The organism is Campylobacter sp. Cr9 (assembly GCF_020138295.1).
Taxonomy (GTDB): domain Bacteria; phylum Campylobacterota; class Campylobacteria; order Campylobacterales; family Campylobacteraceae; genus Campylobacter_E.
Map to the genome: position 1 here is coordinate 74851 of NZ_JACGBH010000007.1, position 23475 is coordinate 98325.

Sequence of the window (23475 nt, forward strand, 5' to 3'; positions counted from 1 at the left end):
TTTAAGAATTTGAATTTGGAATTAGGTTTTTCTTTTTTAAAATCTTTTCAATTTTCTTACGCTGTTTTGCTATGTATTTTTCGCCTAGTGGTTGTGCTTCTTCTCTATGCTCTATTTCGTAAGCTCCTTTGCTTATCGCAGAATGTTTTAATCTATATTCAGTGTATAAAAAATAAACCGATAAATCATCAACAAAAGGCAATGAAACTAGCTTGGTTTTAGTTTGATATATTGTGTAAGTTTTTAAGTTTTTACCATTTAGTAAAAACAATATTAAATAACTTGATAAAATATCTAATATTACAAAAAACATAATTATAGGAAAGAAAATTATTCTAGCTACCCTATAGTCTAATCTATAATTTAAGCTTTTATTTTCTATTTCTTTAGTATTGTAAGTATCTTTATCAAATATATGAGAATACGCTAAAGCAGGTCGCTTTGTTTGCAATCTAAAAACTATATCGCTTTTATTTATTGTTTCGCCTACTTTTTTGTAGCTTTTAGCAATATCAAAAAGACCTTCTTTATCTACTGTATATGTTTCAAAATATATTTTTTCTTTATCTACGCTAATGTAAAAATCATTGTTTTTAACAAATCTAAGCCTTTTAATATGATTTGTCTTTATGAATAAAAAAATAAAAAATATACCGACAATTATTGTAGCTTCGCCTCTTCCTCTTAATCTAATCTCAGTCATTTCTGTATGAGAAGCTTCTGGTAGTTTATCTAAATTGTAAGCTATAAAGCAAATTGTGCAAATTAATAATAAAAAAGCAACAATATCATTAAATAATCTAATAAGCTCTAAGCTATATAAATAATCGTTTTTTATTTTATAATCTTTTAAATTATCTATATTCATTTTTTTCCTTTAAATACTTAAGAATTTAAAATAGGAATTTCAAAAGAAATTCCTAAAAGTCACTGATTTTTCAATGCTCTAATTTTTGCACTTAGGCTAAATAATTTTATAAATCCTGCTGCATCAACTTGATTATAAACTTCATCTTCGCTAAAAGTCGCATAATCTTTATCATACAAGCTATTATTTGAACTTTTACTTAAGGCGTTGCAATTGCCTTTGTAAAGCTCTAAAATTATAGTTCCATTTAAGTCTTTGCTAAATTCATTTATAGCAGCACTAATAGCAGCTCTTGTAGGGCAAAACCACTTACCATCATAAACTAAATAGCTCATTTCAAGTCCTAGCATTGTTCTTAATTTTAAACTATCTCTATCAAAAACAATTTGTTCTAATGCTCTTAAAGCAGTATTTATAATAGTTCCACCAGGTGTTTCATAACAACCCCTTGATTTCATTCCAACAAGTCTATTTTCAACTATATCAATCCTTCCTATTCCGTGTTTTGCTCCTATTGTATTTAGTTTTTGCAAAGCTTTATAAGGGCTTAGGGCTTCATCATTAACCTTTGTGATTATCCCTTTTTCAATATCAAGCTTTATTAATTCAGCTTCATTAGGTGCATTTTTAGGATTTACGCTAAAACAAAAACAATCTTCATTATTAAAAGTCGTTGTATCTTCTAATACCCCACCTTCTGTTGAAATATGCCAAGCATTAGCATCTTTGCTATAAATCTTTTCTTTACTTGCAGTAGTTTTTATGTTTTTTAAAGCTAGAAAATCAAGCAAATCTTCTCTTGATTTCATATTCCAAATTCTCCAAGGGGCAATGACTTTAATATGTGGAGCTAAAGCATTTATTGTATATTCAAATCTTACTTGATCATTTCCTTTTCCCGTCGCACCATGCACTATAGCTGTAGCATTTATGCTTTTTGCATAATCTACTAAAGCCTTTGCTATTATAGGTCTTGCCATTGATGTGCCTAGCAAATACGAGCCTTCATATACGGCACCACTTAAAATTGTTGGATAGATATAGTTTTTTACAAAATCTTCTTTTAAATCAACCACAACGCAATCACTAGCACCTGAATTAAATGCTTTTTCCTTTACATCTATTAATTCATTTTTATCTTGTCCAACATCTGCAACTAAAGCATAAACTTCACATTCATAATTTTCTTTAAGCCAAGGAATAATTGCGGAAGTATCAAGACCTCCGCTATAAGCTAAAACGAACTTTTGCATATTTGCTCCTTAATTATCTAAATTATATTTTTGTAATAATTTTAAATAAGTGCCGTTTTCTTTTAAAATATCTAAAGCCTTATTAAAATCATCTCTTAATTTTGTATTGCCTTTATTAAAAGCAAAGCTTGTCCCATTTCCTTTTATTTCTTTTTTTGCAAAGACTACTAATTCAGGATAGCTTTTCATATAGCCTTTAGCAACTGCAGCTTCAAGCAAAAATCCATCAATTTTTTTATTTATGGTAGCTAAAACAAAGACTATTAATTCAGAATTTAAATACGGTTTTACGCCTTTAATATTGCTTAATTCTTCAGCTTGCAAAGTGCCTATTTGAGCTCCTAATATTGCTCCTTTTTCTAAATCTTCAATATTATTAAACTTATCATTATCTTTTAATTTTACGAAATAATTCATTCCTGAATAATAAGGCTTAGAAAACTCTACGCTTTTTGCTCTTTGCTCGGTTTCATTCATTCCTGCTGCTATAACATCAATTTTTTTAGCTTTTAAGGCATTAATAAGTCCATCAAATTCCATAGTTTTATATTCTATTTTTATATCTAGAATTTTTGCTATTTCATTTACTAAATCTATATCAAAACCAATTAATTCATTGTTTTCATAATACTCAAATGGAGCATAACCTGGTGCTGTTCCAACTTTTAAAACATCTTGTGCGAATATTTGCGAGATTAACGCAAAACTTAATAATAATTTTTTCATAAATTTTTCCTTGTAATAAAAATAAAAATTGCATAAAGCAAAACCTAAAAAATAAACCTAACAATAATAAAAATTAACAATGATAAAAATGTGAGAAATTAAGAAATAGAAGTAAGCATCAACGTAGTTTAAAGATTAATTTAGCAACACTCTTTTGCATTTTTCACTCCTTTAAAATAATTTAAATAATCATATCAGTAAATCTTATTTATGTTTGTAATAATTTTAATTTTTTTGTTAATTTTGTAACAAAATGAAACAAAATTAACAAAATTTAGTATGAAATTTCTTACATTTCATATTTTTCTAATAATTTTTCATAAATTCCTTGACTTTTTACAACTTCTAAAGCTTTGTTAAAATCATCTCTTAATTTTGTATTTCCTTTAGCAAAGGCAAAGCTTACTCCATCATTTTCTTCTTTTAATTCTTGAAAGATTTCAAGCTCATTATAAGTGTTTAAATATCCACGAGCTACTAATTTATCAACAATTAGAGCATCAACTTTATCATTTACTAAAGCTAATACTAAATTAGATATTTCAGAGTTTAAAAAAGGCTTTGTATTTGGAATTTGATTTAGCATATTTGCTTGAATTGAGCCCAATTGAACGCCTACGCTTAAGCCGTTTAAGTTAGTAATATCGGTTCTTGATTTTTTTCTTAAAAAGCAGTTTGAGCCTTGATAATAAATATCGCTAAACTCAACATTTTTTGCCCTTGCAGGTGTATTGCTAAGCCCTGATGCTATTACATCAATTTTGCCAAGCTTTAAAGCGCCCATTAAAGCATCAAAATCCATAGGTACAAACTCTATTTTAATATCTAAAACCTTAGCTATCTCATTAACCAAATCAATATCAAAGCCAATAATTTTATCATCTTTAATATAGCCAAATGGAGCAAAACCCGGTGACATACCAACTTTTATCAAATCACTTGCAAAAATTTGCATAATAAATGCTAATAAAATAATAATTTTTTTCATAAAATTTCCTTTGTAATAAATATAAAAATGCTAAAAGCAAAAATTAAAAATTAACAATAATAAAAATAATTTGGGATTAAAAAAGTAGGGTAAGGGTCAATGGGCTTTAGTTAGTAAAAATAAATTAGTTCTAAGTTTTTGTTTCATGTCATCTCCTTTAAAAAATATGCTTGAGATTAACACAAAAAAGGTAAAGCAAATAATATTTAATAAAAAATATTATTTGCTTTGTTACTTTTAGTTACTTTTTTTGAAGAGTTTTAATATTTTTAAGGTTAGTTTTTTTAATAGACTAGTTTTTTGTGTAGTTAAATACTCAGCTATTTCAAGTCTTCCAAACATAAGAGCGAATGTATAAGGCGTCATGCCTAAGCCGTTGTTTTCATTTATGTTTGCACCATAGCTTACAAGTAATTTAACAATATCTAAATATCCTTTAAAGCAAACCCCTGCTAATGGGGTTTGCCCTTTATCGTTTTTCATATCTACACTTGCGCCATTTTCTAAAAGCATTTTTGCGCATTCGTAAGAGCCGTTATAACAAGCTAACATTAAAAGCGTATTGCCACGATGGTCTTTAAAATCTACATTAAATCCTGCTCTTATCATATTAAGAAGAGTGTTATGGTCATTGTTTCTAGCAAAATCTAATGCCATTTTACAAAGCTCATCATATCTTGCTAATTCGGCACTACTTACTTGCATATTATTTTCCTAAAGCTTTTTTAACGCCGTTTGCGTATTCTGGGCTGATTTTTTCAAAATGTGCTAGAGCTTTTTCTATGATTTCAACTTTAACACCATCAAAACTTGCTGCTAGGTTTTTATAAAGTCTTTCTTTTTCATCACTTGGCAAGATATTAAATAAATTTCTTGGTTGTGTGTAAAAATCATTATCTAGCGGAGCATATCTTGCTGCACTGCTGCCTATTGCTAAATCTGGCTCAAGATATTTATTATCTTCTACTGCCCCGCCTAATGTATTTGGCTCATAATATGCACCATTTACTAAGTTGTCTCCTATACCAAAGTTCATTGCACCTGCAACATTATAAGTATGAACTTCATTTTTAGCTCTATTTACAGGTAATTGATGATAGTTTGCTCCGATTCTATATCTTTGAGCATCAGGATAGCTAAAGATTCTAGCTTGTAGCATTTTATCAGGGCTAAAGCCTATACCTGGAACTATATTGCTTGGGCTAAATGCAGCTTGTTCAACTTCGTTAAAATAATTTTGTGGATTGCGATTTAGCACCATTTCACCAACTTCAATAAGTGGAGCAACGCTGTGTGGCCATACTTTTGTTAAGTCAAATGGATTAAAGCCAAGTTTGCTTACTTCATTCTCAGCTAAGATTTGAATTTTTACGCTCCATGCAGGGAAATTGCCTTTTTCAATATTTTCATATAAATCTCTTTGATGAGATTCTCTATCTTTTGCGATGATTTTTTCTGCTTCTTCGTTTGTTAAACACTTAATTCCTTGCTTGGTTTTAAAGTGAAATTTTACCCAAAATCTTTCGTTTTTATCATTAATAAAAGAATAAGTATGAGAACCATATCCGTTCATGTGGCGATATGATGCAGGAATTCCTCTATCACTCATAAGAATTGTTACTTGATGAAGGCTTTCAGGAACTTGCGTCCAAAAATCCCATGCAGCATTATTGCTTCTTAGGTGTGTTCTTGGGTCTCTTTTTTGAGTATGGATAAAATCAGGGAATTTATAAGCATCTCTTAAGAAAAATGTAGGAGTATTGTTACCTACTAAATCCCAAACGCCTTCTTTTGTGTAAAACTTGATAGCAAAGCCACGAACATCTCTTTCAGCATCAGCTGCACCAGCTTCACCTGCAACTGTTGAAAAGCGTAAGAAAAGTGGTGTAACTTCGCCTTTTGCGAAAACTTTAGCTTTTGTGTATTTGCTAATATCAGCTGTAATTCTTAGCTCTCCATAAGCACCACTTCCTTTTGCATGAACTGCACGCTCTGGGATTCTTTCTCTATTTTGATGAGCAAGTTTTTCTATTAGTTGATAATCTTGCATTAAAAGTGGTCCCATTGCACCTGCTGTAAGTGAGTTTTGATTTGAACCTATTGGGTTACCAAAGTCTGTTGTTAATTGTTTCATTATTTCTCCTTTTTTTAATTAAACGAGAGAATAATATTTTTAGTAGGATAATATTTAGTAAATAATAAAAATTATTTTTTAAAAATTTTAATTATTACTATTGAAATTATAAAATTTATTCAATATTTAAGCTTTTTCTAGTTCCTAATTCAAATTCTTTAAGTTATTGATTGATGTTTTTGAAGGTTTTAAAGTTTAATTGTTTTTTTGGAATTTATGTTAAAAATTAAAGAATTTGAAATAGGAATTAGCAAAGTTCTTATTTCAAATTCAGTGAGCGAAAAGTATTTTATAGTTTAATAAAATCGCCTATTTTAAAGTATTGTTCGTAGTACTCTGATAATTTTAATACGCCTTCATTACCCATAACTAATGCATTATCATTGTGTATTTTTAAAGCTGAGCCATAAGGCAAGGCAAATACTGATGAATTCTGGTGTAGTTTAAAGTATTCAAATAATTTTAAAGCAAATTCTTTATCTTGTGGAATATATTCTGTAATTATTTGATATTTTAAAATCCCTAATGCTTTTAAATTATTTGGATATAAAATAGGTAAATCATTACAGGTTTTAATATCTTCTGAAAGCAAGCTCGCACCTGCTCCCCAGCCTGCATATAAAGCTGAATTATTTATCTTATCTTTTATAGCATCTAACAAATTAAGCTGTTGTAATCTATATAATAAAACAAATAAATTACCCCCACTTACTAAGACCCCATCGCTTTCTTTTAAGATATTGATAGGGTCGCTATGAATTGATACTATTTTTGAGTTTATTTTATTTTTTAGTAGCTTTTCGTATTCATTAAAATCATCGCCAACTTGTGCGTAAGGAACTAAAGCAATTTGCTTAGTTTTTGCAAAAAAATCATTCAATATACTTACACACCATTCAAATGATTCTAATTGTTTATATCTATCGCTACTTAATAATAAAATATTTTGCATAATTTTCCTTTAAAACTCATATCTGTAATTTAGCATAGTTGAGTAATTTATACTATCATAAAAATTATGATTTGAATCATCTTTATCATAGCTTAAATTAAGGCTAATAGTTTGATTGCTATTAATCATATATTCTATTGTTGCACTTACAAAGTATTCATTATCTTTTCTTTTTGAAAAATAAGAAATATCTTCTTTTGAATAATCCGTATGTGTATAAGATATACTTGGTTTAAAAGCATAGCTAGTAGCAAATGGAATAATAGCACCTATTTTAACTCCATAGCTTTTAAAATCTGAGTTTGAACTTAAGCTTTCTTTTGCTTTTTCAAAGTCATAATTTAAATTCAAATAATAAATATTATTGTTATAAGCTAAAACATTGTTAAAACCTAAAGAATGGTGGTTAAAGTTTGAATCTTTATCATAGCTATTATCAAAAATACCTTTTGAATAATCATAAAAAATTGAATATAAATAATTATCATTTAAGTTATTTTCATAAGTAAAGCCTAAATTTATACTATGTAAAAATGCAGCTCTTCTTAACATTACAAAATCATAGCCTAAATTTAAAACAAATTTATGATTATTATAGGTATATTTCGGATTAATACCTAGTGATAATACATTTAAATCAGGATAATTTTCGCTTTTATTTTTTAGATATTTTTTATTATAAAAGTTTCCATAAAATTGGGTTGAATAATTATTCCCTAAATCTAAATTGTAAGATCCATCAATGCTAAAAATTATACTTGTTGAGCCATTAGATTTTTGATTTTGGAAGTTTTCCATACTTATAAAATCAGTATATTTATCGTTACCATAAAGCGGGTTTGAGTCATAACCAAAACCAACATTAATTCCTAAGAAATATGGTCTTGAAATTTCTTTGGTTTTTTCTAGATTACTTAAAAGATTATTTATTCTAGTTTTTTGCTCTTGGCTTAAATCAAGATTATTTAACATATAGTTTAATTCATCTTTCATAAGCTCAGGGTTGCCGTTTTCATAATATAAATTAGCTATTGAAAATCTTGCTTCAATATTGTTTTCATTAACAATCAAAACTCTATCATAAGCAGCTATTGCTTCTTTTGTATCTTTTAATTTTTCAGCACTTTTAGCTAATATTATATTTAATTCTTCGCTATTACAATCAATATCGCATTGTGCTTTTGCTAATTCTAATGCTTTTTTATAATTTTTATTATTATATTCTTCAAGATAACCAGCACAAAGAATTGAAGTTGCTAAGCAAATTAATGATAATTTTTTAATCATTTCTTCCCCTTTGTCTTGGGTAATTTACATTATTGTTGTTTTTATTATTTTGATAATTTTTACCACTTGAATAGTCTTTATTAGCATAATTAACTTTATTTTGTATGCAATATGGATTTCCATTACATATTTGAATAATATCTTTAGAAACTGCATTAATATCTAAGTCTTTAATTCTTTCGCTTCCATACTTATAGTTGTTTTGATATTCTTGGTAGTTTTTGTTTTGATATAATTCTTGTTTTGCTTTTATCATTTCTTCTTTTTTATTTAAAAATTCATTGAAATTTTCATTGTTTTTATATGATACATTTTTGTTGCTTGCTACTTCTTTGCCAGTGTTAATTGTCTCATACTCTTTTGGTGCGATTTTTTCAATTTTGATGATTTTATCATTATCAAATCTTAACTGATTTCCTGCTTGAATTAGTTGAGATTTATTACCTACTTTAACATCAATAGCTCCTTCTAAACATCCTACCTTATCAACCTTACCAAGACTTCCAACGAATACTGTTCCACGGATACCTATGGTTGCTGTTTTTGCTTGAAATTCAAAGTTTTCTCTAGCAATTTTAGAAATATTACCTGACATTACTTTAAAATGTCCGTTATTTACCTTTAAGCTTACTTTTGAGTTTTTGCCATCAATTACATAGTCGTTAATATTTAAAGTAGTGTTTTTACCTAAAGTAACTATTGTGTTATCTACAAATTTAATTTGTAATTTTGCATTATTTTTAGTAACTATTGTGTCGTTTTCTTCTAATATATCATTAGCTTTAGCAATTCTTTCTTTGTTATCACTAACGATTAAAACATCACCCCTTAAGGTTACAATTTTACCAACATTTGCAAGTAACGAGCTTGCTAAAAAAATCATTAAAGCAATTTTTTTCATAATATCTCCTTTTAATTTCCTAGCCTAATCATTTTAAATTCGCTAGGTTCTAATTTCTTTAGTTTTATTGTTTTTAAGTTTTTATAGTGTAGTCTTTCGCCTTTTTTAAGATTATAGGTTTTATTTCCTACTTTTACATCAATTTCACCATCATTGCAATCTACGAATTTTTGATTTAGATCTCCACTAAATCTAGTTCCACGAATTCCTATTGTTGCAGTATTTGCCTGAAATTTAAAGCTTTGTCTAGCTAGTTTTGAAATCTCCCCACTAGTTAAATCATAGCTGCCTTTTTTAGCATTTAAATCTACCTTTGAGTTAGCTCCATTTATTAGGTATTTATTAATTTTAATAGTTGAGTTTTTACCTAAAGTAAGATTTGTATTATCTATAAATACTATATGAACTTTTGCATTACTTTTAGTAATTATTGTGTCGTTTTCTAATAATTCATAATTTTTATTTTGAACTACAATGCTTTCGTTGTTTCTTAAAATCTCTACATCACCTACATAATTAACAATGCTACCAACATTAGCTAATAAATAATTAGCAAAAATAAAAATAAATAAAGCAAAACGCATAACTATCCTTTAAAAACTTTAACCCACAATTTTAGGCAATTAAGTTTAATTTTAAATTAAATATTTGTTAAAATTTATATTAAAAAAATGAAATTTATATTTATCTTCGTAATAATGCCTTTTTAGACATTACTACGAAAGGAATTTGAAATAGGAATTAAAACGAATATCTATAAACTAAGTTAAAGCTATAATCAATATTTAAATCACCGCCAAAAGTTCTTTCAAACTCAAGATTTAGAGTTGATTTTTCATTGATTTTATAAGTATTTGAAAGATTTACAAAGGCTCTTGAATCTTTTTTACCATTATAAATACTTGTGCTATCTAAATCTTTTATAGTTTTTTTGGCATTATTTATTAAATCAGCTGCGTATCCTACCCCAGCTCTTAAAGCAAACTTTTCATAATTAGCACCCATAAAAAGCGCGGTTTTTATATTAAACGGCACAAAAGAATCTGATTTTAAATTAAGCTTTTTATCTTCGCTTGATAATTCTTGTTTTCCTACATAGCCAGTGATAAACTCAATTTGTGGCTCAAGGTAAAAATTATTAAAATCTTTTCTATAACCTAACTCAACACTAGCAATTAGTGAAGATGAATTTTTTGCTTTTAGTGAGTTTAAAACTTCATTTTGATTTTTTACATATAAAGTAAAATCATTTTTATAATTGATGTATTTTGCAATAGCGTCTATATAAAATCCATTATCAAAAATAGTGCTATTATAAATACCAAATCCTGTGCCTTTTATATCTCCACTTAAATTATTTCCTAATTTATAAATGCTTTGATTTAGCACTAAACCTGTGTAATTTTTATAATAATTACCTTCATTTAATTTATCAATTCCTAATTGAAATTCATAAAATTTAGTTTTATTGTAATCTTTATAAGAACTTTCTCCAACGTAAGCTCTAGTCCAAAATCCACTTGAAGTGTTATTTCTTAATTCACCCATTCTTTTTTGTAAGTTATTCCATTCTAAAACATAAGAGAAAAATACTTGATTTAATGAATTATCAATCATTTGAGTAACTGCTTTATTCTCTTCTACAAAGAAATAATCTTTTATAGTAGGTTTTTCTTCAATATTTGGAGTATTTGGCTCATTTGTATCAGGTTCATTTATGTTAGGTTCTTGCGTTTCTTCTTTTAAGCTTACTAGATACCAATTAGCTTTACCATTTTCGTTAGCAAATTCAATATTTGGCTTATAAATACTTATATTTTCTTTATACTCAATAGCCTTTAAATAATCTTGCTTTATTGTGTTGTTTATATTATTTATACTTGCTAATAGATATTTATTTTCTCCTACTAAGCTAGGCTTTATCATAAAGGTATTTAAGCTACCTATTGCACTATTAGTTACATTTAAAGTCTTATCTAGTGCAAAATAAAAATTAGTATTAGTTGCGTTTAGGTTTGCAATATTTATATTTGCTTCAATATTTGCATTTTCTAAGTTTAAATTACTTGTGTTATCATCGCTTATACTTCCGTTAAACTCTGAACCATTTTTAATATTTAGGCTTGAATTATTGTTTAAAACTACATTTGCATTTACACTTATATTACTTGCTAAAGAATTATATTCTTGCAAGCTAGAAGTAAATACTAAATCTTTTTCGCCATTGCTAATATGATTGTTATCGTAATAATCAAGATATATTTTATTATCACCTATATTTAAATTAGATGTGTTATTTAAAGTAATATTTTTTGCATTTAGAGTGCTGTACTTTAAAATATTTAAATTAGCATTATTTAAAACAATATTATCTATATTATTTACTCTAGCTTCATAATCTTCTTGAAAGCTAGTAGTTGGAGTTATGTTTGCACCTACTTTATTTGCAGTTTGAGTATTGTATAAATAAGCATGAGCTAGCGGATGTCCTTGAAGATTAATTGTTGAATTATTAATATTTAAATTATTTAAATTTAATTCTCCATCAAATACAAAATCTTTAGCATTATTTAATTCAAGTGAAATATTATTAGCAATTTGTCCGTGATAAATATCAAGCTCTTTAGGACTTGTAATATTTAATTTTGATTCTTTGGAATTTGAATTCGTAATTAGGGTGTTAAAATTATTTGCTTGAATTTTATTAAGATTTAAATCTACTCCATTTAAATCAAGCTCTCCACCATTAAAGATTAGATTAGTATCTTTTAGTTGATTTTCATTAGTAATTTTTAATTTTGCATCGTTTAATAAATATATAGAGCTAAAGGCTTTATTAGTGGTATTAAGAATAGTTAGACCTTCGCCACTTCTGAGTCCTCCTAAGCTTTCTTTATTGATATTTAAGCTTCCTTTTCCCATTTTATGAAGATTATCATTAAGCCCTGTTGTAGCATTAAAATTAAGTGTCTTACCATCGTTTATCACAACTCCACCAAGTAAAACTTCGCCACCATTTATAGTAGAATTATCATTAAAGTAAAACACACTTGAGCCTAGATTTTCTTTATCATTTAGAGTAATTGTAGTTGCATTAGCAAATACTAAGTCTTTATTATTTTCATTATTTTTATCTTTTATACTAGCACTTATAGTAGTAGAATCATAACCATTACCATCTAAAGTAGCTGTGAAACCATTTTTAAAATCATTAATTATATGATGATTTATAAGAGCGTAAGAGCTAGTGCTACAAGCATAACCGTTTGTTTCATATGGATTACAATCACTTGTGCTTGCAACTCCTACAACAAACCAATCTTTAATTAGATTATCATAAACATAAACAGCACTTCCACTATCGCCAGGTGCAGGGTTATTAGAAAAATCAAGTCTTGAGAAATCTTTTGTAACTATTCTATTTTCACTAACTGATTCAAGTTTTAATATACCTATATTATCAGTACTTGCACTTTTATTAAGATACAAAACTCCGCCTGTTAAATATACACCTTCGTATTCAATTAAATTAGGAACTAGTTGTCCGTCAATATAGCCTATTTTTTGCATTCCAGAGCCACTTCTAGCATATACACTAAATCTTTCAGGATGGTTTATTAAAATTCCTTTTCCTATATCTTCGCTATCTTGTTCTTTACCTGTTGCAATGTATTTATCATACTCAGTTTTGTTCCAAGCTTGATTTTTCATGCTAAATTTATCTTTATAAAGTTCATTTTGATCATTTTTTAAATTTTCGCTAATAAAGGGGTCTATATAAAAAAATTCTCTATTAATTAACTTTGCGCTTGCATTTATATTTAATTTACTCATTTTAATAACTGCGAAATCTCTCAAATCATCTACAGCTTGAGGTTCTTTGCAGTTATCATTCCATTTAAGATAATCTTTAAAATTAGTATCACTTGCCACAACACTTGAAGCTACATTGCCAAACTCATATTTTTTGCCTTTATTGATCAAATCAGGCCTATGAGTTGGGCTTATCATGTGAGCTGCAGTGATTGCATAAGAGCCACCTATGTTTGTAAGCTCTCCCATTAAGCTTCCGCTTTGATTTGCAGCAGAGAAATCTGGCATAGGAACTTTAAAATCAACAATTTTTCCGCTTTTATCGGTTACTGATAAATTTTTTCCAACACTAAATTTTCCTTTATTAGCTCCAAAGTCTAAATAATCTTGATAAGCAAAATTAGGATTTACCACACCAGCAAAAAGGTTCATACTAAGCAAAATTGCACTATATTTTATTTTCATACAAACTCCTATTAAATATATGCTTTATAATAGTATTAAAAAACTTTGAAAATACTTTAAAGAATAAAATTTATTAAAGGAAAAATTGTGAAATTATTAAGTATAGCTTTGGAAAACTCAGCAAATACTCATTTAAAACATATCTTAAAAGAATTAGACAATATTAGCTTATACGGGATTTATGATGTTAATTTGAAAAACGAAATTCCTATTTCAAATTCTTACAATTATTGCGACTTTAGCGAGTTTAATGCTATGGGTTTCGTGCAAGTTTTACCACTAATTTTAAAAGCAAAAAAAGCTATAAAAGAATTAGTTCAAATTGCACTTAAAGAAAATATAGAAAAGGTTTTGTTAATAGATTCTCCTGCTTTTAATATACCTTTTGCAAAAGCATTAAGAAAGGCTGGTTTTAAAGGCAAGATTATATATTTTATTTTGCCACAAGTTTGGGCATGGAAAAAAGGTAGAATTAAGGTTGTTGAGAGTTTGTGCGATGAATTAGTTGGGATTTTGCCATTTGAAAATCAGTATTTTAAATCATCTTTATATTATGGAAATCCAAGCAATGAAGCTTTAAAAGATTATTTTAAAAACGATACAAAAACTAAAAAATCAATAGCATTTTTGCCAGGTTCAAGAAAAAGTGAAATAAAAGCTTTGATGCCAATTTTTAGAAACCTTAAAAAGCATTTTAGTGATTATGAATGCGTTGTTTGTGTGCCTACTTTTTTAAAGGATAAATTATATTTATATGAAGATTTAAGTGGTTTTACTATTTCTTACGATACTAAAACAACTCTTAAAAATTGCGAGTTTGCATATATTTGCAGTGGCACAGCAAGCCTTGAAGCAGGACTTATAGGAAATGCCTTTTGTTTATGTTATAAGGCTAAAATGATTGATTATTTCATCGCAAAAACTCTAGTAAAAATCAAGTTTATAGGACTTTGTAATATTATTTTTGATAAGCTTAATTTGGGCGAATTTCACAAAGAATTTATACAAAACTTTGATGAAAATGAATTATTAGCAGTATTTAAAAATGCTAATAAAGAAGAGTTTTTACAAAAATCAATAAAATTAAGAGAACTAACAAAAGGTGAAATAGCAAGCAATTTAGCAAAATTAATCAAGGAGTAAAAATGCAAATAATGACACAAAAAGGCTATGAAAAATTATATAAAGAATTAGAACATTTAAAAGTAGTTGAACGCCCTAATGTAGTAAAAGAAATTGATATCGCAAGATCTCATGGGGATTTAAAAGAAAATGCAGAATATCACGCAGCAAGAGAAAAACAAAGCTTTTTAGAAGGAAAAATCGCTGAACTTAGTGAAATTTTAGCAAATGCAAAGATTGTAAATCCTGCTGAGTTTAATCATGATAAAGTAAGATTTGGAAGCACGGTAGAGATTATGGATTTAAATACCGAAGAAGAAAAGACTTTTAGTATTGTAGGAGACTATGAAAGTAATTTAGAAAAAGGATATATAAGCATAAATTCTCCTATCGCAAAGGCAATGCTAGGTAAAGATGAAGGAGATGAATTTAGCGTTGTTTTACCTAAAGGAAAAGCAAGTTATGAAATCCTTAGTATAAGTTATAAAGAGCTTGATATTTAATGGTTGAGCTTAAAGACAAAGCGATTTTTATAGCCGATGTGCATTATGATAGCACTAGGCTAGATTTTTGTGAATTTATTGAATATTTAAAACTTAATAAGCCCCCACAAGTAATACTTCTAGGAGATATTTTTAATCTTTTAATAGGTGGAATTAAAAGCTCTGAAATTGATAATTTAAACATAATTAATGAATTAGATAATTTAGCTAAAGAAATTGAGATTATTTATTTTGAAGGAAATCATGATTTTAATTTAAAAAAACTTTTTAAAAATGTAAAAATTATTAAAAATCAGCCTATTTTAGCTAAATATAAAGAGTTTAATATAGCAATCTCTCATGGAGATATTTTCTTGCCAATAATTACTCAAATAGCTTTAAGATTTTTAAGATTACCTTTTGTAATTTTTATATTAAATCTTTTAAATATTATATGTTTTGATAAAATTTATCAAAAGATTTGCAATCAACAAAAGGTAAAAAAACTATATAAAAAATTAGATTTTTTTGATAGTTTAATGAAATTTAGAATTAAAAAATATCAAGATTATTTTGCAAAAAAAAGCCTAAAAATTGATTATATAGTAGAAGGACACTTTCATCAAGGAAGAGAATTTGAATTAGGAAATACAAAATACAAGAATTTAGAAGCTTTTGCAAATGACCGAAGTTTTTTTATACTAGAATACGGACTTATAAAAAAATATAACTTACCCAGAAAGGAGTAAAAATGGCAGAAGATAAAGTCTTAAAGGCTGATTCTAATGAAATGGAACTTGTAGATTTTCGTATCTATAAACAAGGACAACATAAAGTCTATGAAGGAATTTATGGAGTGAATGTTGCAAAAGTTAAAGAAATTATAAAAATCCCAGCATTAACAGAATTACCAGGTGTGCCTGAATATATTGAAGGTGTTTTTGATTTAAGAGGCGTTGTAATTCCTGTAATAAATCTTGCTAAGTGGATGAATATTATTGAGCCAAAGGATATGGTTTTAAAACCTAGAATTATTATTGCTGAGTTTTCAAATATTATGATAGGTTTTATCGTTCATGAGGCAAAAAGAATTAGAAGAATTAGTGCTACTGATATTAGAGGTTCGGATTTTTCAACTAATACAGGTGGTTTTGATAAAAGTCAAATCACAGGAATTGCTAAGATTGAAAATGATGAAGTTTTATTAATCTTAGACCTTGAAAGAATAGTAGAAGAACTAGGAATTTATTCTCCAAAAATTGACATTGAAGAAAAAGAAATTAAGAAAATGACTGGAACAGCTGTTGTTTTAGATGATAGTTCAACTGCTAGAAAATTAGTTCGTGATGCACTTGATAAAATGGGCTTTAAAGTAATTGAGGCAAAAGATGGCGTTGATGGGCTTAACAAAATGAATGAGCTTTATGATGCTTATAAAAATGATATAGCAAATCAAGTAAAAGTGATTATTTCAGACGTTGAAATGCCACAAATGGATGGTTTCCACTTTGCTTCAAGGGTTAGAGAAGATATAAGATTTAAAGGAATTCCGATTATATTTAACTCATCTTTAAGCAATGAATTCTCAACTCTTAAGAGTAAAGATGTAGGTGGAGATGCCTTTTTAACTAAGTTTGATGCTAATATTTTTTATAAAGAAGTATCAAGAGTAATTGAATCATATATTAATAAGTAAGGAGCGTAAATATGGAAGATATGCAAGAGATATTAGAAGACTTCTTAGTAGAAGCTTTTGAATTAATTGAACAAATAGATCACGATTTAGTTGAGCTTGAAAGCAATCCAGAAGATTTAGAATTGCTTAACCGCATTTTCCGTGTTGCTCACACAGTTAAGGGAAGTTCAAGCTTTTTAAACTTTGATGTTTTAACAAAATTAACTCATCACATGGAAGATGTTTTAAATAAAGCTCGTCATGGAGAATTACTTATAACTCCTGATATTATGGACGTTGTTCTTGAGTCTATTGATATGATGAAGGATTTATTACATTGTATTAAAGATAATGGAAATGATACAGCTATTAACATGGATATTAATTCAATTTGCACACGCTTAACAGCAATTAGCGAAGGTAAAGTTTTAAGCGAAGTTAAATCAGAGCCAAAAAGTTTAGATGAAAAAATTGAAGAATTAATAGAAAAAGATTCAAATAGTAATGAAGAAGAAGTTGATGTTAATTCTTTAAGTGCTGATGAAGTTGAAGCAGAAATTGAAAGATTATTAAAACAAAGAAAAGCAGAAGATAAAGCAAGAAGAGAAGAAAAGAAAAAGAACGAAGCAGCTGCTGAGCCAAAAGTTGAAGCAAAAGCTGAGCCAAAAGTTGAAGCAAAAGCTGTTGAAAGACCAAGTGCATCAGATAAAGACAAAAGTTCAAGCAAACAAGCTCCAGTTGCAGCAGATAAGGGAAATTCTTCAAATATGGAACAAACCATTAGGGTTGAAGTAAAAAGACTTGATAACCTAATGAACTTAATAGGTGAGTTAGTTCTTGGTAAGAATAGATTATTAAAGATTTACGATGATGTTGAAGAAAGATATGAAGGCGAGAAATTTATTGAAGAATTAAATCAGGTTGTAAATCAACTAAGCGTTGTAACTACAGATATTCAATTAGCTGTAATGAAGACAAGAATGCAACCTATTGCAAAAGTATTTAATAAATTCCCAAGAGTTGTAAGAGACTTAAGCCGTGATTTAGGTAAGCAAATTGAGCTTGAACTTGAAGGTGAAGAAACTGAATTAGATAAATCAATCGTTGAAGAAATAGGCGATCCTATTATGCACATGATTAGAAACTCATGCGATCACGGGGTTGAATCAACAGAAGATAGAATTGCAGCAGGTAAGCCAGAAAAAGGAACAGTTCAACTAAAAGCTTACAATGAAGGAAATCACATTGTAATTGAAATTGCTGATGATGGTAAAGGTCTTGATGCTGAAATATTAAGAGCAAAAGCTATTGAAAAAGGTGTTATTAGCGAAAGAGAAGCTGATAATATGAGTGATAAAGAAGCTTATGGACTTATATTTAAGCCAGGATTTTCAACCGCTAAGCAAGTTACAAACGTAAGTGGTCGTGGCGTTGGAATGGACGTTGTAAAAACTAACATTGATAAGCTAAATGGTATTATTGAAGTAGATAGTGAGCTTGGTAAAGGAACAGTAATTAAGTTAAAAATACCTTTAACTCTAGCAATTATTCAATCATTGCTTGTTAAGACTCAAGAAGAATTTTATGCTATTCCACTTGCTAGTGTTCTTGAGACAGTTAGAGTTGCTATTGATGATATTTACACAATTGAAGGTAAAAATGTATTAAGATTAAGAGATGAAGTTTTATCACTTGTAAGACTTAGTGACTTATTTGGTGTAAAACAAGTGCTTGAAAATAGCGAACAAGCTTATGTTGTAGTTGTTGGTGCAGCTGCTTCAAAACTTGGAATTATTGTAGATACTTTAATAGGACAAGAAGAAGTTGTAATTAAGTCTATGGGATATTACTTACAAAATATTACAGGAATTGCAGGTTCAACCATTCGTGGAGATGGTAATGTAACACTAATTGTTGATGTTGGTGCAATGATGGATATGGCAAAAGATGTTAAAGTAGATATTAAAGCAAGTAGCGAAAGCAGTGCAAAAGTTACTAAAGATAAGCCAAGTGATTATGTTGTTTTAGCTGTTGATGATTCTCAAATTGATAGGGGAATTATGAAAAAAGCTCTTGAGCCACTAGGTATTAAAGTAATTGAAGCAGCTAATGGTGTTGAAGCCCTAAACGTTGTAAAAAGCGGAGAGCATTCAATTGATGCAATGTTAATTGATATTGAAATGCCTAGAATGGATGGATATACACTAGCAGCAGAAATTAGAAAATATGCAAAATATAGAAATCTACCATTAATTGCTGTAACAAGTAGAACAAGTAAGAGTGATAGATTAAGAGGTGTAGAAGTAGGAATGACTGAGTATATTACAAAGCCTTATTCTTATGAATATTTAGAAAATGTAGTAAGAAAGAATTTAAAGTTAGGATAATGTAATGGAAAGATTAAATCAAGTTTTAAATAGACAGCAAGAGCAAGTAAAAGGCTCTTCAGCAAGAGATACTAAAGAAGAGCAAATTAGACAATTAGTAGGTTTTATGATAGATGAAGAAGAATATGCTATTCCGATTTTAAGCATTCAAGAAATAATAAAACCTATTGAATACACTAGGGTTCCTAGTGTGCCTGATTATGTTTTAGGTGTATTTAATATGCGTGGTAATGTTATTCCTTTAATTGATTTAGCTAAACGCTTTGGTTTAGGAAGCTCAAAACATACTCAACATACTAGATATATAGTATTAAAAGGTGAAGAAGGAAATATAGGTTTTGTTATTGATAAATTAACAGAAGCTATCAAAATTAAAGAGAGCAATATAGACCAACCACCTGAGACTTTATTAAAAGAAAAAGGTATGATTGAAGGTATTGGAAAGCAAGAAAATAGTATTCTTACCATATTAAAAGTTGAAGCTTTAATGAAAAGGGATTTTTAATGAGTGGATATAGCATTTGGTGTGATTTTATTGAAAATAGTTTTTTAGATAATGAATTTTTACAAATGCTAGCTAGTGGCACTATAAATGGTGCTACTAGTAATCCTAGTATATTTAAAAACGCAATTACAACTTCAGTTTATTACAAAGAAAGAATAAAACAATTAAATATTAAAAACAAAGAAGAATTATTTTTAGCTCTAGCTTTAGAAGATATAAAAAAAGCAGCCCTTAAAATGAGTTATTTATATGCAAAAGATAACAATAATGGTTTTATCAGTTTTGAAATAAATCCATTAAATAGTAATAATGCAGGTCTTAGTATTGCAGAAGGTTTAAAAATTGCTAATTTAATAAATATGCCAAATCTTATGATAAAAGTTCCGGCAACAAATGCAGGTTATGAAGTTATGAATACTTTGGCAAGTTATGGAATTAGCATTAATGCAACTTTAATTTTCTCACATGAACAAGCAAAAAAATGTAATGATGCAATAAGTGAAGGTATGAAAAAATATAAAGCAAAAAATCCTAATGGAATAACTAATAAAGGTGTTGTTAGTATTTTTGTAAGCAGAGTTGATAGCTTATTAAATCATAGATATAGTGTAAAAAATCAAATAGGCATTCAAAATGCAATATATTCAGCATCTAAGGTGGATAGTGAAAACATTAGAGCTTTATTTGCTAGCACAGGAACTAAAAGTAATGATTTAAGTAAAGATTATTATTTAAAAGAATTAGAATTAAACAATACTATAAATACAGCACCAATCAATGCAATAAATGCTTATAGACCAAGTAAAAACATAAAGAATTTGAATCAGGAATTAATAACTTCATCAAAAGAATTTATATTCTCAACAATTAATGAAATAGAGTATGATAATGCATGTAAAAAGCTTTTAGATGATGGTTTAGTTCAATTTGAAAAAGCTTATATAGATATATTAGAAAATCTTTAAGGACTAGTATGGAAATAGATTTAGAGAATATCCGTTGGGAATTAAGAGATAGTTTAGATGGTTGGCTTAATACCTTAATTGACTTAGGTGGAAGTGATTTACACTTAAGTTCAAATTTAAACCCTAAAGGTAGAGTAAATGGTGAAATTAGTGAAATCGCACCAGAAATTGTAACTAGAGAAGATATGTTAGACTTATGTAAAGCTTTAACTAGAGGTGATTTTACGAGATTTGTAGATAATAAAAATATAGACTTTTCGTATGAGCCAAAGAATAAAGATAAGTTTAAATATAAAGGTTCGTTTCGTGTGAATTTATTTTTTACAATGAATGGACCAAGCGCAGTATTTAGAACCATTCCTGATACTATGCCAAGTTTTGAGGCTTTAAAACTGCCTGAAGTTATAAAAGATATTACTACAACAGAAACAAGAGGTTTAATATTAGTTACAGGTCCAACAGGTAGTGGTAAAACAACAACTCTTGCATCAATTATTGAATATATAAACCAAAATTATAATAGACATATTATTACTATTGAAGATCCAATTGAGTTTAAATATAAACCTGCAAAATCAATAGTAAATCAAAGGGCAATAGGACAAGATGCTTTAAGCTTTCAAGATGCTTTAAGAGCAGCTCTTAGAGAAGACCCTGATATTATTCTAGTTGGTGAGATGAGAGATTTAGAGACCATTGAAGTAGCAATGCACGCAGCAGAAACTGGACACTTAGTATTAAGCACACTGCATACAATTAATGCTCAAGAGACTTTAAACAGGGTTTTAGGAATGTTTCCTAAGGAAGAGCAAAACAGAATTAGAAGTTCATTTTCAGGCGTTTTAAGAGCTGTAATTTCTCAAAGATTATGTAAAACAACTGATGGTAAAAGAACTGCAGCTATTGAAGTTTTAAGAGGTAATGAGCGTATTAAAAGGCTTATTTTAGAAGGTAGAGAAAACTCAATAGGAGATGTTTTAAAAGAAGGCACTATGAAAATGCAAAGTTTTGACCAGCATTTATTAACTTTATATAAAAATGGCAGAATTACTGAAGAAGAAGCTTATGATAAAGCAAGTAATGCAAATGATTTAAAAGTTTTAATTGATGGTTATAAATTTGGTGAAGCTAAGAAAACTCAAACAAGTGCAAGTGTAGGTTTTCAATTTAAATTAGCACAAAAAGAAGAAAAAGAAGAACAAAAATAATTTATATTAAATATTTTAAGATAATATAAACGCTTATTTTTTATGAAAGGACATTTTATGTTAGAAGGACAAATTAGACAGAGTATTGGTAGAAAGTCAGCTAAAGCTGCTAGACAAGATGGTATGCTAATTGCAAATATCTATGGAAAAGGTGTTGAAAACATTCATGCAGTGTTTAAGACAAACGAATTTATTAAAGAAGTTCGCAAAAAAGACGGATTAATTTTCCCAGTTAAAGTTGATGGAAAAGTTTATGAAGTTGTAATTGTTGATTATCAACACCACCCAGTAACAAGTGAAATTAAGCACGTTGATTTAAAATTAGCTTTAAAAGGTGTAGAGAGCTTTTATATGGTTCCAGTAAAAGTTGTTGGAACTGCAAAAGGTCTTAAAAATAAAGGTGTTTTAATTCAATCAAAACGCCGTTTAAAAGTTAAGTGCAAAGCAGAAAACTTACCTAATTTCTTTGAATTAGATGTAACTGATTTAGATGTTGGCGATGCTTTACTTGTAAGAGATATTAAAGTTGCTGATAATGTAAAAATTATTGACGCAGGTCGTGTAGCTGTTGTTGGAGTAGAAAAAGCTAGATGATTTTAGTCGTAGGTCTAGGAAATCCTGGCGAGAAATACAAAAATACTCGCCACAACCTAGGCTTTATGTTAATTGATAAAATACTTGATTCTTCTTTTAAAAAACAAAATCTTAATTGCAACGCAGAATTGTATAAAAAACAAGATTTATTATTGTTAAAACCATTAACTTATATGAATAATTCAGGTGAAAGTGTTAAAAAAGTTGTAGATTTTTATAAGCCTGAGAGAATTATTGTTTGTCATGATGAAATGGATATTGGATTTTGCAAATTAAAGATTAAAAAAGGTGGTAGCTCAGGAGGGCATAATGGATTAAAATCTATTGATGCTTTAATAGGAAATGAGTATGAAAGGGTAAGGCTTGGTATTGGAAAGCCTCAATTTAAATATGAAGTTATTAATTATGTTTTAGATAATTTTAGTAAAGAAGAAGAAAAGGAATTACAAAGTTTTTTAGATTATTCAAAAGAAGCTTTAGAGTATCTTATATCAAATGATATTTTGAAAACTCAAAATAAATTCCATAATTAAACTTTACATGTTTATAATTAATTAATAAAATAAATATTTATTTAATAATCAATAAATTAAGAAAGAGAATGAAGATTTTAAAAGTATTAATTATAATTCTTACTATATTTAATATGAAATTATTTGCTAAACAAGATTATAGCTGTTTGCAATTTGAAAGCGTTGAGCAATTTAAACAAAAGAGCTTAACAGCTTTACAATTAGCTTTTAGCGATATTGATGCTATGATTTTTAGCAAGATTTTTCAAATTCATGAAATAAATGAAATTAGCAATGATAAAATAAATAAAATTAGCAAGTGTGAAGTATCATACACGGTAATTCCTATGGAAAGGTATGAAGCTTTAGGCTATTTATATTCAATAGGAAATGATTATTCAGAGTTTAAAAATATATTATATGGTTTAATAAATGAAGATAAGCACGAAAGAGAAAGATTTATTTCAAAGCTTAAAAAACTTACTTTAATATTGCCAAAATCAACTTATGTTTCAAAATATACAAATAAAAAAATAGAAACAAAAATAGCTAAATTTTCAATTTTTGAACTTTTTAGACAGCAAATCCAAAATAACTAAAAAAACGCTTTATTATTTTACTTTATACATTTATAATTC

22 protein-coding genes are annotated in these 23475 nt (G+C 28.0%); 11 read left to right on the top strand and 11 right to left on the bottom strand.

The features are described from left to right. Nucleotide 1: 1 nt before the first annotated feature. From AVANS14531_RS04755 to AVANS14531_RS04805, 11 genes are all read right to left on the bottom strand, one after another. The gene (locus tag AVANS14531_RS04755; RefSeq protein ID WP_336611508.1) at nt 2-868 is read right to left on the bottom strand and encodes a hypothetical protein; all 867 of its coding nucleotides are present in this window, start codon (nt 866-868) and stop codon (nt 2-4) included. A 59-nt stretch (nt 869-927) separates the two neighbouring features. Next, nucleotides 928-2121 carry an argininosuccinate synthase gene (locus tag AVANS14531_RS04760; protein WP_336611509.1) on the bottom strand — a complete coding sequence of 398 codons (1194 nt, stop codon included), beginning with the start codon at nt 2119-2121 and terminating at the stop codon, nt 928-930. Nucleotides 2122-2130: 9 nt separating this feature from the next. Beyond that, nucleotides 2131-2847, bottom strand: a complete 717-nt coding sequence (locus tag AVANS14531_RS04765) for a transporter substrate-binding domain-containing protein (RefSeq protein WP_336611510.1) — start codon at nt 2845-2847, stop codon at nt 2131-2133. A 289-nt stretch (nt 2848-3136) separates the two neighbouring features. Then, nucleotides 3137-3835, bottom strand: a complete 699-nt coding sequence (locus AVANS14531_RS04770; protein WP_336611511.1) for a substrate-binding periplasmic protein — start codon at nt 3833-3835, stop codon at nt 3137-3139. A 237-nt stretch (nt 3836-4072) separates the two neighbouring features. Continuing rightward, entirely contained in the window at nt 4073-4540 is a 468-nt protein-coding gene (locus AVANS14531_RS04775; RefSeq protein WP_336611512.1) for an ankyrin repeat domain-containing protein, read from the bottom strand. Nucleotide 4541: 1 nt separating this feature from the next. Further along, on the bottom strand, nt 4542-5969 hold the full coding sequence (locus tag AVANS14531_RS04780) for a catalase (protein ID WP_336611513.1): 1428 nt from the start codon (nt 5967-5969) through the stop codon (nt 4542-4544). Nucleotides 5970-6258: 289 nt separating this feature from the next. Then, nucleotides 6259-6921: a Type 1 glutamine amidotransferase-like domain-containing protein gene (locus tag AVANS14531_RS04785; protein WP_239817072.1), complete on the bottom strand. Its 663-nt coding sequence runs from the start codon at nt 6919-6921 to the stop codon at nt 6259-6261. A 9-nt stretch (nt 6922-6930) separates the two neighbouring features. Then, nucleotides 6931-8208, bottom strand: coding sequence for a porin family protein (locus AVANS14531_RS04790; RefSeq protein ID WP_336611514.1), 1278 nt, complete (start codon nt 8206-8208; stop codon nt 6931-6933). Next, the gene (locus AVANS14531_RS04795; RefSeq protein WP_239817070.1) at nt 8201-9109 is read right to left on the bottom strand and encodes a FecR family protein; all 909 of its coding nucleotides are present in this window, start codon (nt 9107-9109) and stop codon (nt 8201-8203) included. Before AVANS14531_RS04795 ends, AVANS14531_RS04790 begins: the two co-directional genes overlap by 8 nt. A gap of 11 nt (nt 9110-9120) precedes the next feature. Next, nucleotides 9121-9693, bottom strand: coding sequence for a FecR family protein (locus AVANS14531_RS04800; protein ID WP_336611515.1), 573 nt, complete (start codon nt 9691-9693; stop codon nt 9121-9123). A 157-nt stretch (nt 9694-9850) separates the two neighbouring features. Next, nucleotides 9851-13387 (bottom strand): S6 family peptidase, encoded by a 3537-nt coding sequence (locus AVANS14531_RS04805; protein WP_336611516.1) that lies wholly within the window; start codon nt 13385-13387, stop codon nt 9851-9853. An 84-nt stretch (nt 13388-13471) separates the two neighbouring features. Between AVANS14531_RS04805 and AVANS14531_RS04810 the strand changes: the two genes are divergently transcribed. From AVANS14531_RS04810 to AVANS14531_RS04860, 11 genes are all read left to right on the top strand, one after another. Continuing rightward, the gene (locus AVANS14531_RS04810) at nt 13472-14530 is read left to right on the top strand and encodes a lipid-A-disaccharide synthase (protein WP_442862398.1); all 1059 of its coding nucleotides are present in this window, start codon (nt 13472-13474) and stop codon (nt 14528-14530) included. A 2-nt stretch (nt 14531-14532) separates the two neighbouring features. Further along, nucleotides 14533-15012, top strand: coding sequence for a transcription elongation factor GreA (greA, locus tag AVANS14531_RS04815; protein ID WP_336611518.1), 480 nt, complete (start codon nt 14533-14535; stop codon nt 15010-15012). After that, entirely contained in the window at nt 15012-15740 is a 729-nt protein-coding gene (locus tag AVANS14531_RS04820; RefSeq protein WP_336611519.1) for a UDP-2,3-diacylglucosamine diphosphatase, read from the top strand. The genes greA and AVANS14531_RS04820 overlap by 1 nt, the downstream gene beginning before the upstream one ends. A gap of 2 nt (nt 15741-15742) precedes the next feature. Then, entirely contained in the window at nt 15743-16687 is a 945-nt protein-coding gene (locus AVANS14531_RS04825; RefSeq protein WP_239817064.1) for a chemotaxis protein, read from the top strand. An 11-nt stretch (nt 16688-16698) separates the two neighbouring features. Continuing rightward, nucleotides 16699-19053 carry a hybrid sensor histidine kinase/response regulator gene (locus tag AVANS14531_RS04830; protein WP_336611520.1) on the top strand — a complete coding sequence of 785 codons (2355 nt, stop codon included), beginning with the start codon at nt 16699-16701 and terminating at the stop codon, nt 19051-19053. Between the two features lie 4 nt (nt 19054-19057). Further along, a complete protein-coding gene (locus tag AVANS14531_RS04835; protein ID WP_239817062.1) occupies nt 19058-19558 on the top strand; it encodes a chemotaxis protein CheW in 501 nt (166 codons plus the stop codon). Further along, nucleotides 19558-20523, top strand: a complete 966-nt coding sequence (locus tag AVANS14531_RS04840) for a transaldolase (RefSeq protein ID WP_336611521.1) — start codon at nt 19558-19560, stop codon at nt 20521-20523. Before AVANS14531_RS04835 ends, AVANS14531_RS04840 begins: the two co-directional genes overlap by 1 nt. A gap of 8 nt (nt 20524-20531) precedes the next feature. After that, complete coding sequence (locus AVANS14531_RS04845) at nt 20532-21731, top strand: type IV pilus twitching motility protein PilT (RefSeq protein ID WP_239817060.1); 1200 nt, start codon at nt 20532-20534, stop codon at nt 21729-21731. Between the two features lie 57 nt (nt 21732-21788). Beyond that, a complete protein-coding gene (locus AVANS14531_RS04850) occupies nt 21789-22325 on the top strand; it encodes a 50S ribosomal protein L25/general stress protein Ctc (RefSeq protein WP_239817059.1) in 537 nt (178 codons plus the stop codon). Further along, nucleotides 22322-22858 (top strand): aminoacyl-tRNA hydrolase, encoded by a 537-nt coding sequence (pth, locus tag AVANS14531_RS04855; protein WP_239817058.1) that lies wholly within the window; start codon nt 22322-22324, stop codon nt 22856-22858. The genes AVANS14531_RS04850 and pth overlap by 4 nt, the downstream gene beginning before the upstream one ends. Before the next feature lie 68 nt (nt 22859-22926). Beyond that, nucleotides 22927-23436 carry a hypothetical protein gene (locus tag AVANS14531_RS04860; RefSeq protein WP_239817057.1) on the top strand — a complete coding sequence of 170 codons (510 nt, stop codon included), beginning with the start codon at nt 22927-22929 and terminating at the stop codon, nt 23434-23436. Nucleotides 23437-23475: the final 39 nt, after the last annotated feature.

What these genes read in the sequence shown, in the direction of transcription:
- AVANS14531_RS04775 (WP_336611512.1), bottom strand. Translation starts at nt 4,540, where the DNA reads ATGCAAGTAAGTAGTGCCGAATTAGCAAGATATGATGAGCTTTGTAAA.
- AVANS14531_RS04765 (WP_336611510.1), bottom strand. Translation starts at nt 2,847, where the DNA reads ATGAAAAAATTATTATTAAGTTTTGCGTTAATCTCGCAAATATTCGCA.
- AVANS14531_RS04850 (WP_239817059.1), top strand. Translation starts at nt 21,789, where the DNA reads ATGTTAGAAGGACAAATTAGACAGAGTATTGGTAGAAAGTCAGCTAAA.
- AVANS14531_RS04835 (WP_239817062.1), top strand. Translation starts at nt 19,058, where the DNA reads ATGGAAAGATTAAATCAAGTTTTAAATAGACAGCAAGAGCAAGTAAAA.
- pth (WP_239817058.1), top strand. Translation starts at nt 22,322, where the DNA reads ATGATTTTAGTCGTAGGTCTAGGAAATCCTGGCGAGAAATACAAAAAT.
- AVANS14531_RS04820 (WP_336611519.1), top strand. Translation starts at nt 15,012, where the DNA reads ATGGTTGAGCTTAAAGACAAAGCGATTTTTATAGCCGATGTGCATTAT.
- AVANS14531_RS04795 (WP_239817070.1), bottom strand. Translation starts at nt 9,109, where the DNA reads ATGAAAAAAATTGCTTTAATGATTTTTTTAGCAAGCTCGTTACTTGCA.
- AVANS14531_RS04755 (WP_336611508.1), bottom strand. Translation starts at nt 868, where the DNA reads ATGAATATAGATAATTTAAAAGATTATAAAATAAAAAACGATTATTTA.
- AVANS14531_RS04800 (WP_336611515.1), bottom strand. Translation starts at nt 9,693, where the DNA reads ATGCGTTTTGCTTTATTTATTTTTATTTTTGCTAATTATTTATTAGCT.
- AVANS14531_RS04785 (WP_239817072.1), bottom strand. Translation starts at nt 6,921, where the DNA reads ATGCAAAATATTTTATTATTAAGTAGCGATAGATATAAACAATTAGAA.
- AVANS14531_RS04845 (WP_239817060.1), top strand. Translation starts at nt 20,532, where the DNA reads ATGGAAATAGATTTAGAGAATATCCGTTGGGAATTAAGAGATAGTTTA.
- greA (WP_336611518.1), top strand. Translation starts at nt 14,533, where the DNA reads ATGCAAATAATGACACAAAAAGGCTATGAAAAATTATATAAAGAATTA.
- AVANS14531_RS04780 (WP_336611513.1), bottom strand. Translation starts at nt 5,969, where the DNA reads ATGAAACAATTAACAACAGACTTTGGTAACCCAATAGGTTCAAATCAA.
- AVANS14531_RS04825 (WP_239817064.1), top strand. Translation starts at nt 15,743, where the DNA reads ATGGCAGAAGATAAAGTCTTAAAGGCTGATTCTAATGAAATGGAACTT.
- AVANS14531_RS04805 (WP_336611516.1), bottom strand. Translation starts at nt 13,387, where the DNA reads ATGAAAATAAAATATAGTGCAATTTTGCTTAGTATGAACCTTTTTGCT.
- AVANS14531_RS04840 (WP_336611521.1), top strand. Translation starts at nt 19,558, where the DNA reads ATGAGTGGATATAGCATTTGGTGTGATTTTATTGAAAATAGTTTTTTA.
- AVANS14531_RS04790 (WP_336611514.1), bottom strand. Translation starts at nt 8,208, where the DNA reads ATGATTAAAAAATTATCATTAATTTGCTTAGCAACTTCAATTCTTTGT.
- AVANS14531_RS04860 (WP_239817057.1), top strand. Translation starts at nt 22,927, where the DNA reads ATGAAGATTTTAAAAGTATTAATTATAATTCTTACTATATTTAATATG.
- AVANS14531_RS04830 (WP_336611520.1), top strand. Translation starts at nt 16,699, where the DNA reads ATGGAAGATATGCAAGAGATATTAGAAGACTTCTTAGTAGAAGCTTTT.
- AVANS14531_RS04760 (WP_336611509.1), bottom strand. Translation starts at nt 2,121, where the DNA reads ATGCAAAAGTTCGTTTTAGCTTATAGCGGAGGTCTTGATACTTCCGCA.
- AVANS14531_RS04770 (WP_336611511.1), bottom strand. Translation starts at nt 3,835, where the DNA reads ATGAAAAAAATTATTATTTTATTAGCATTTATTATGCAAATTTTTGCA.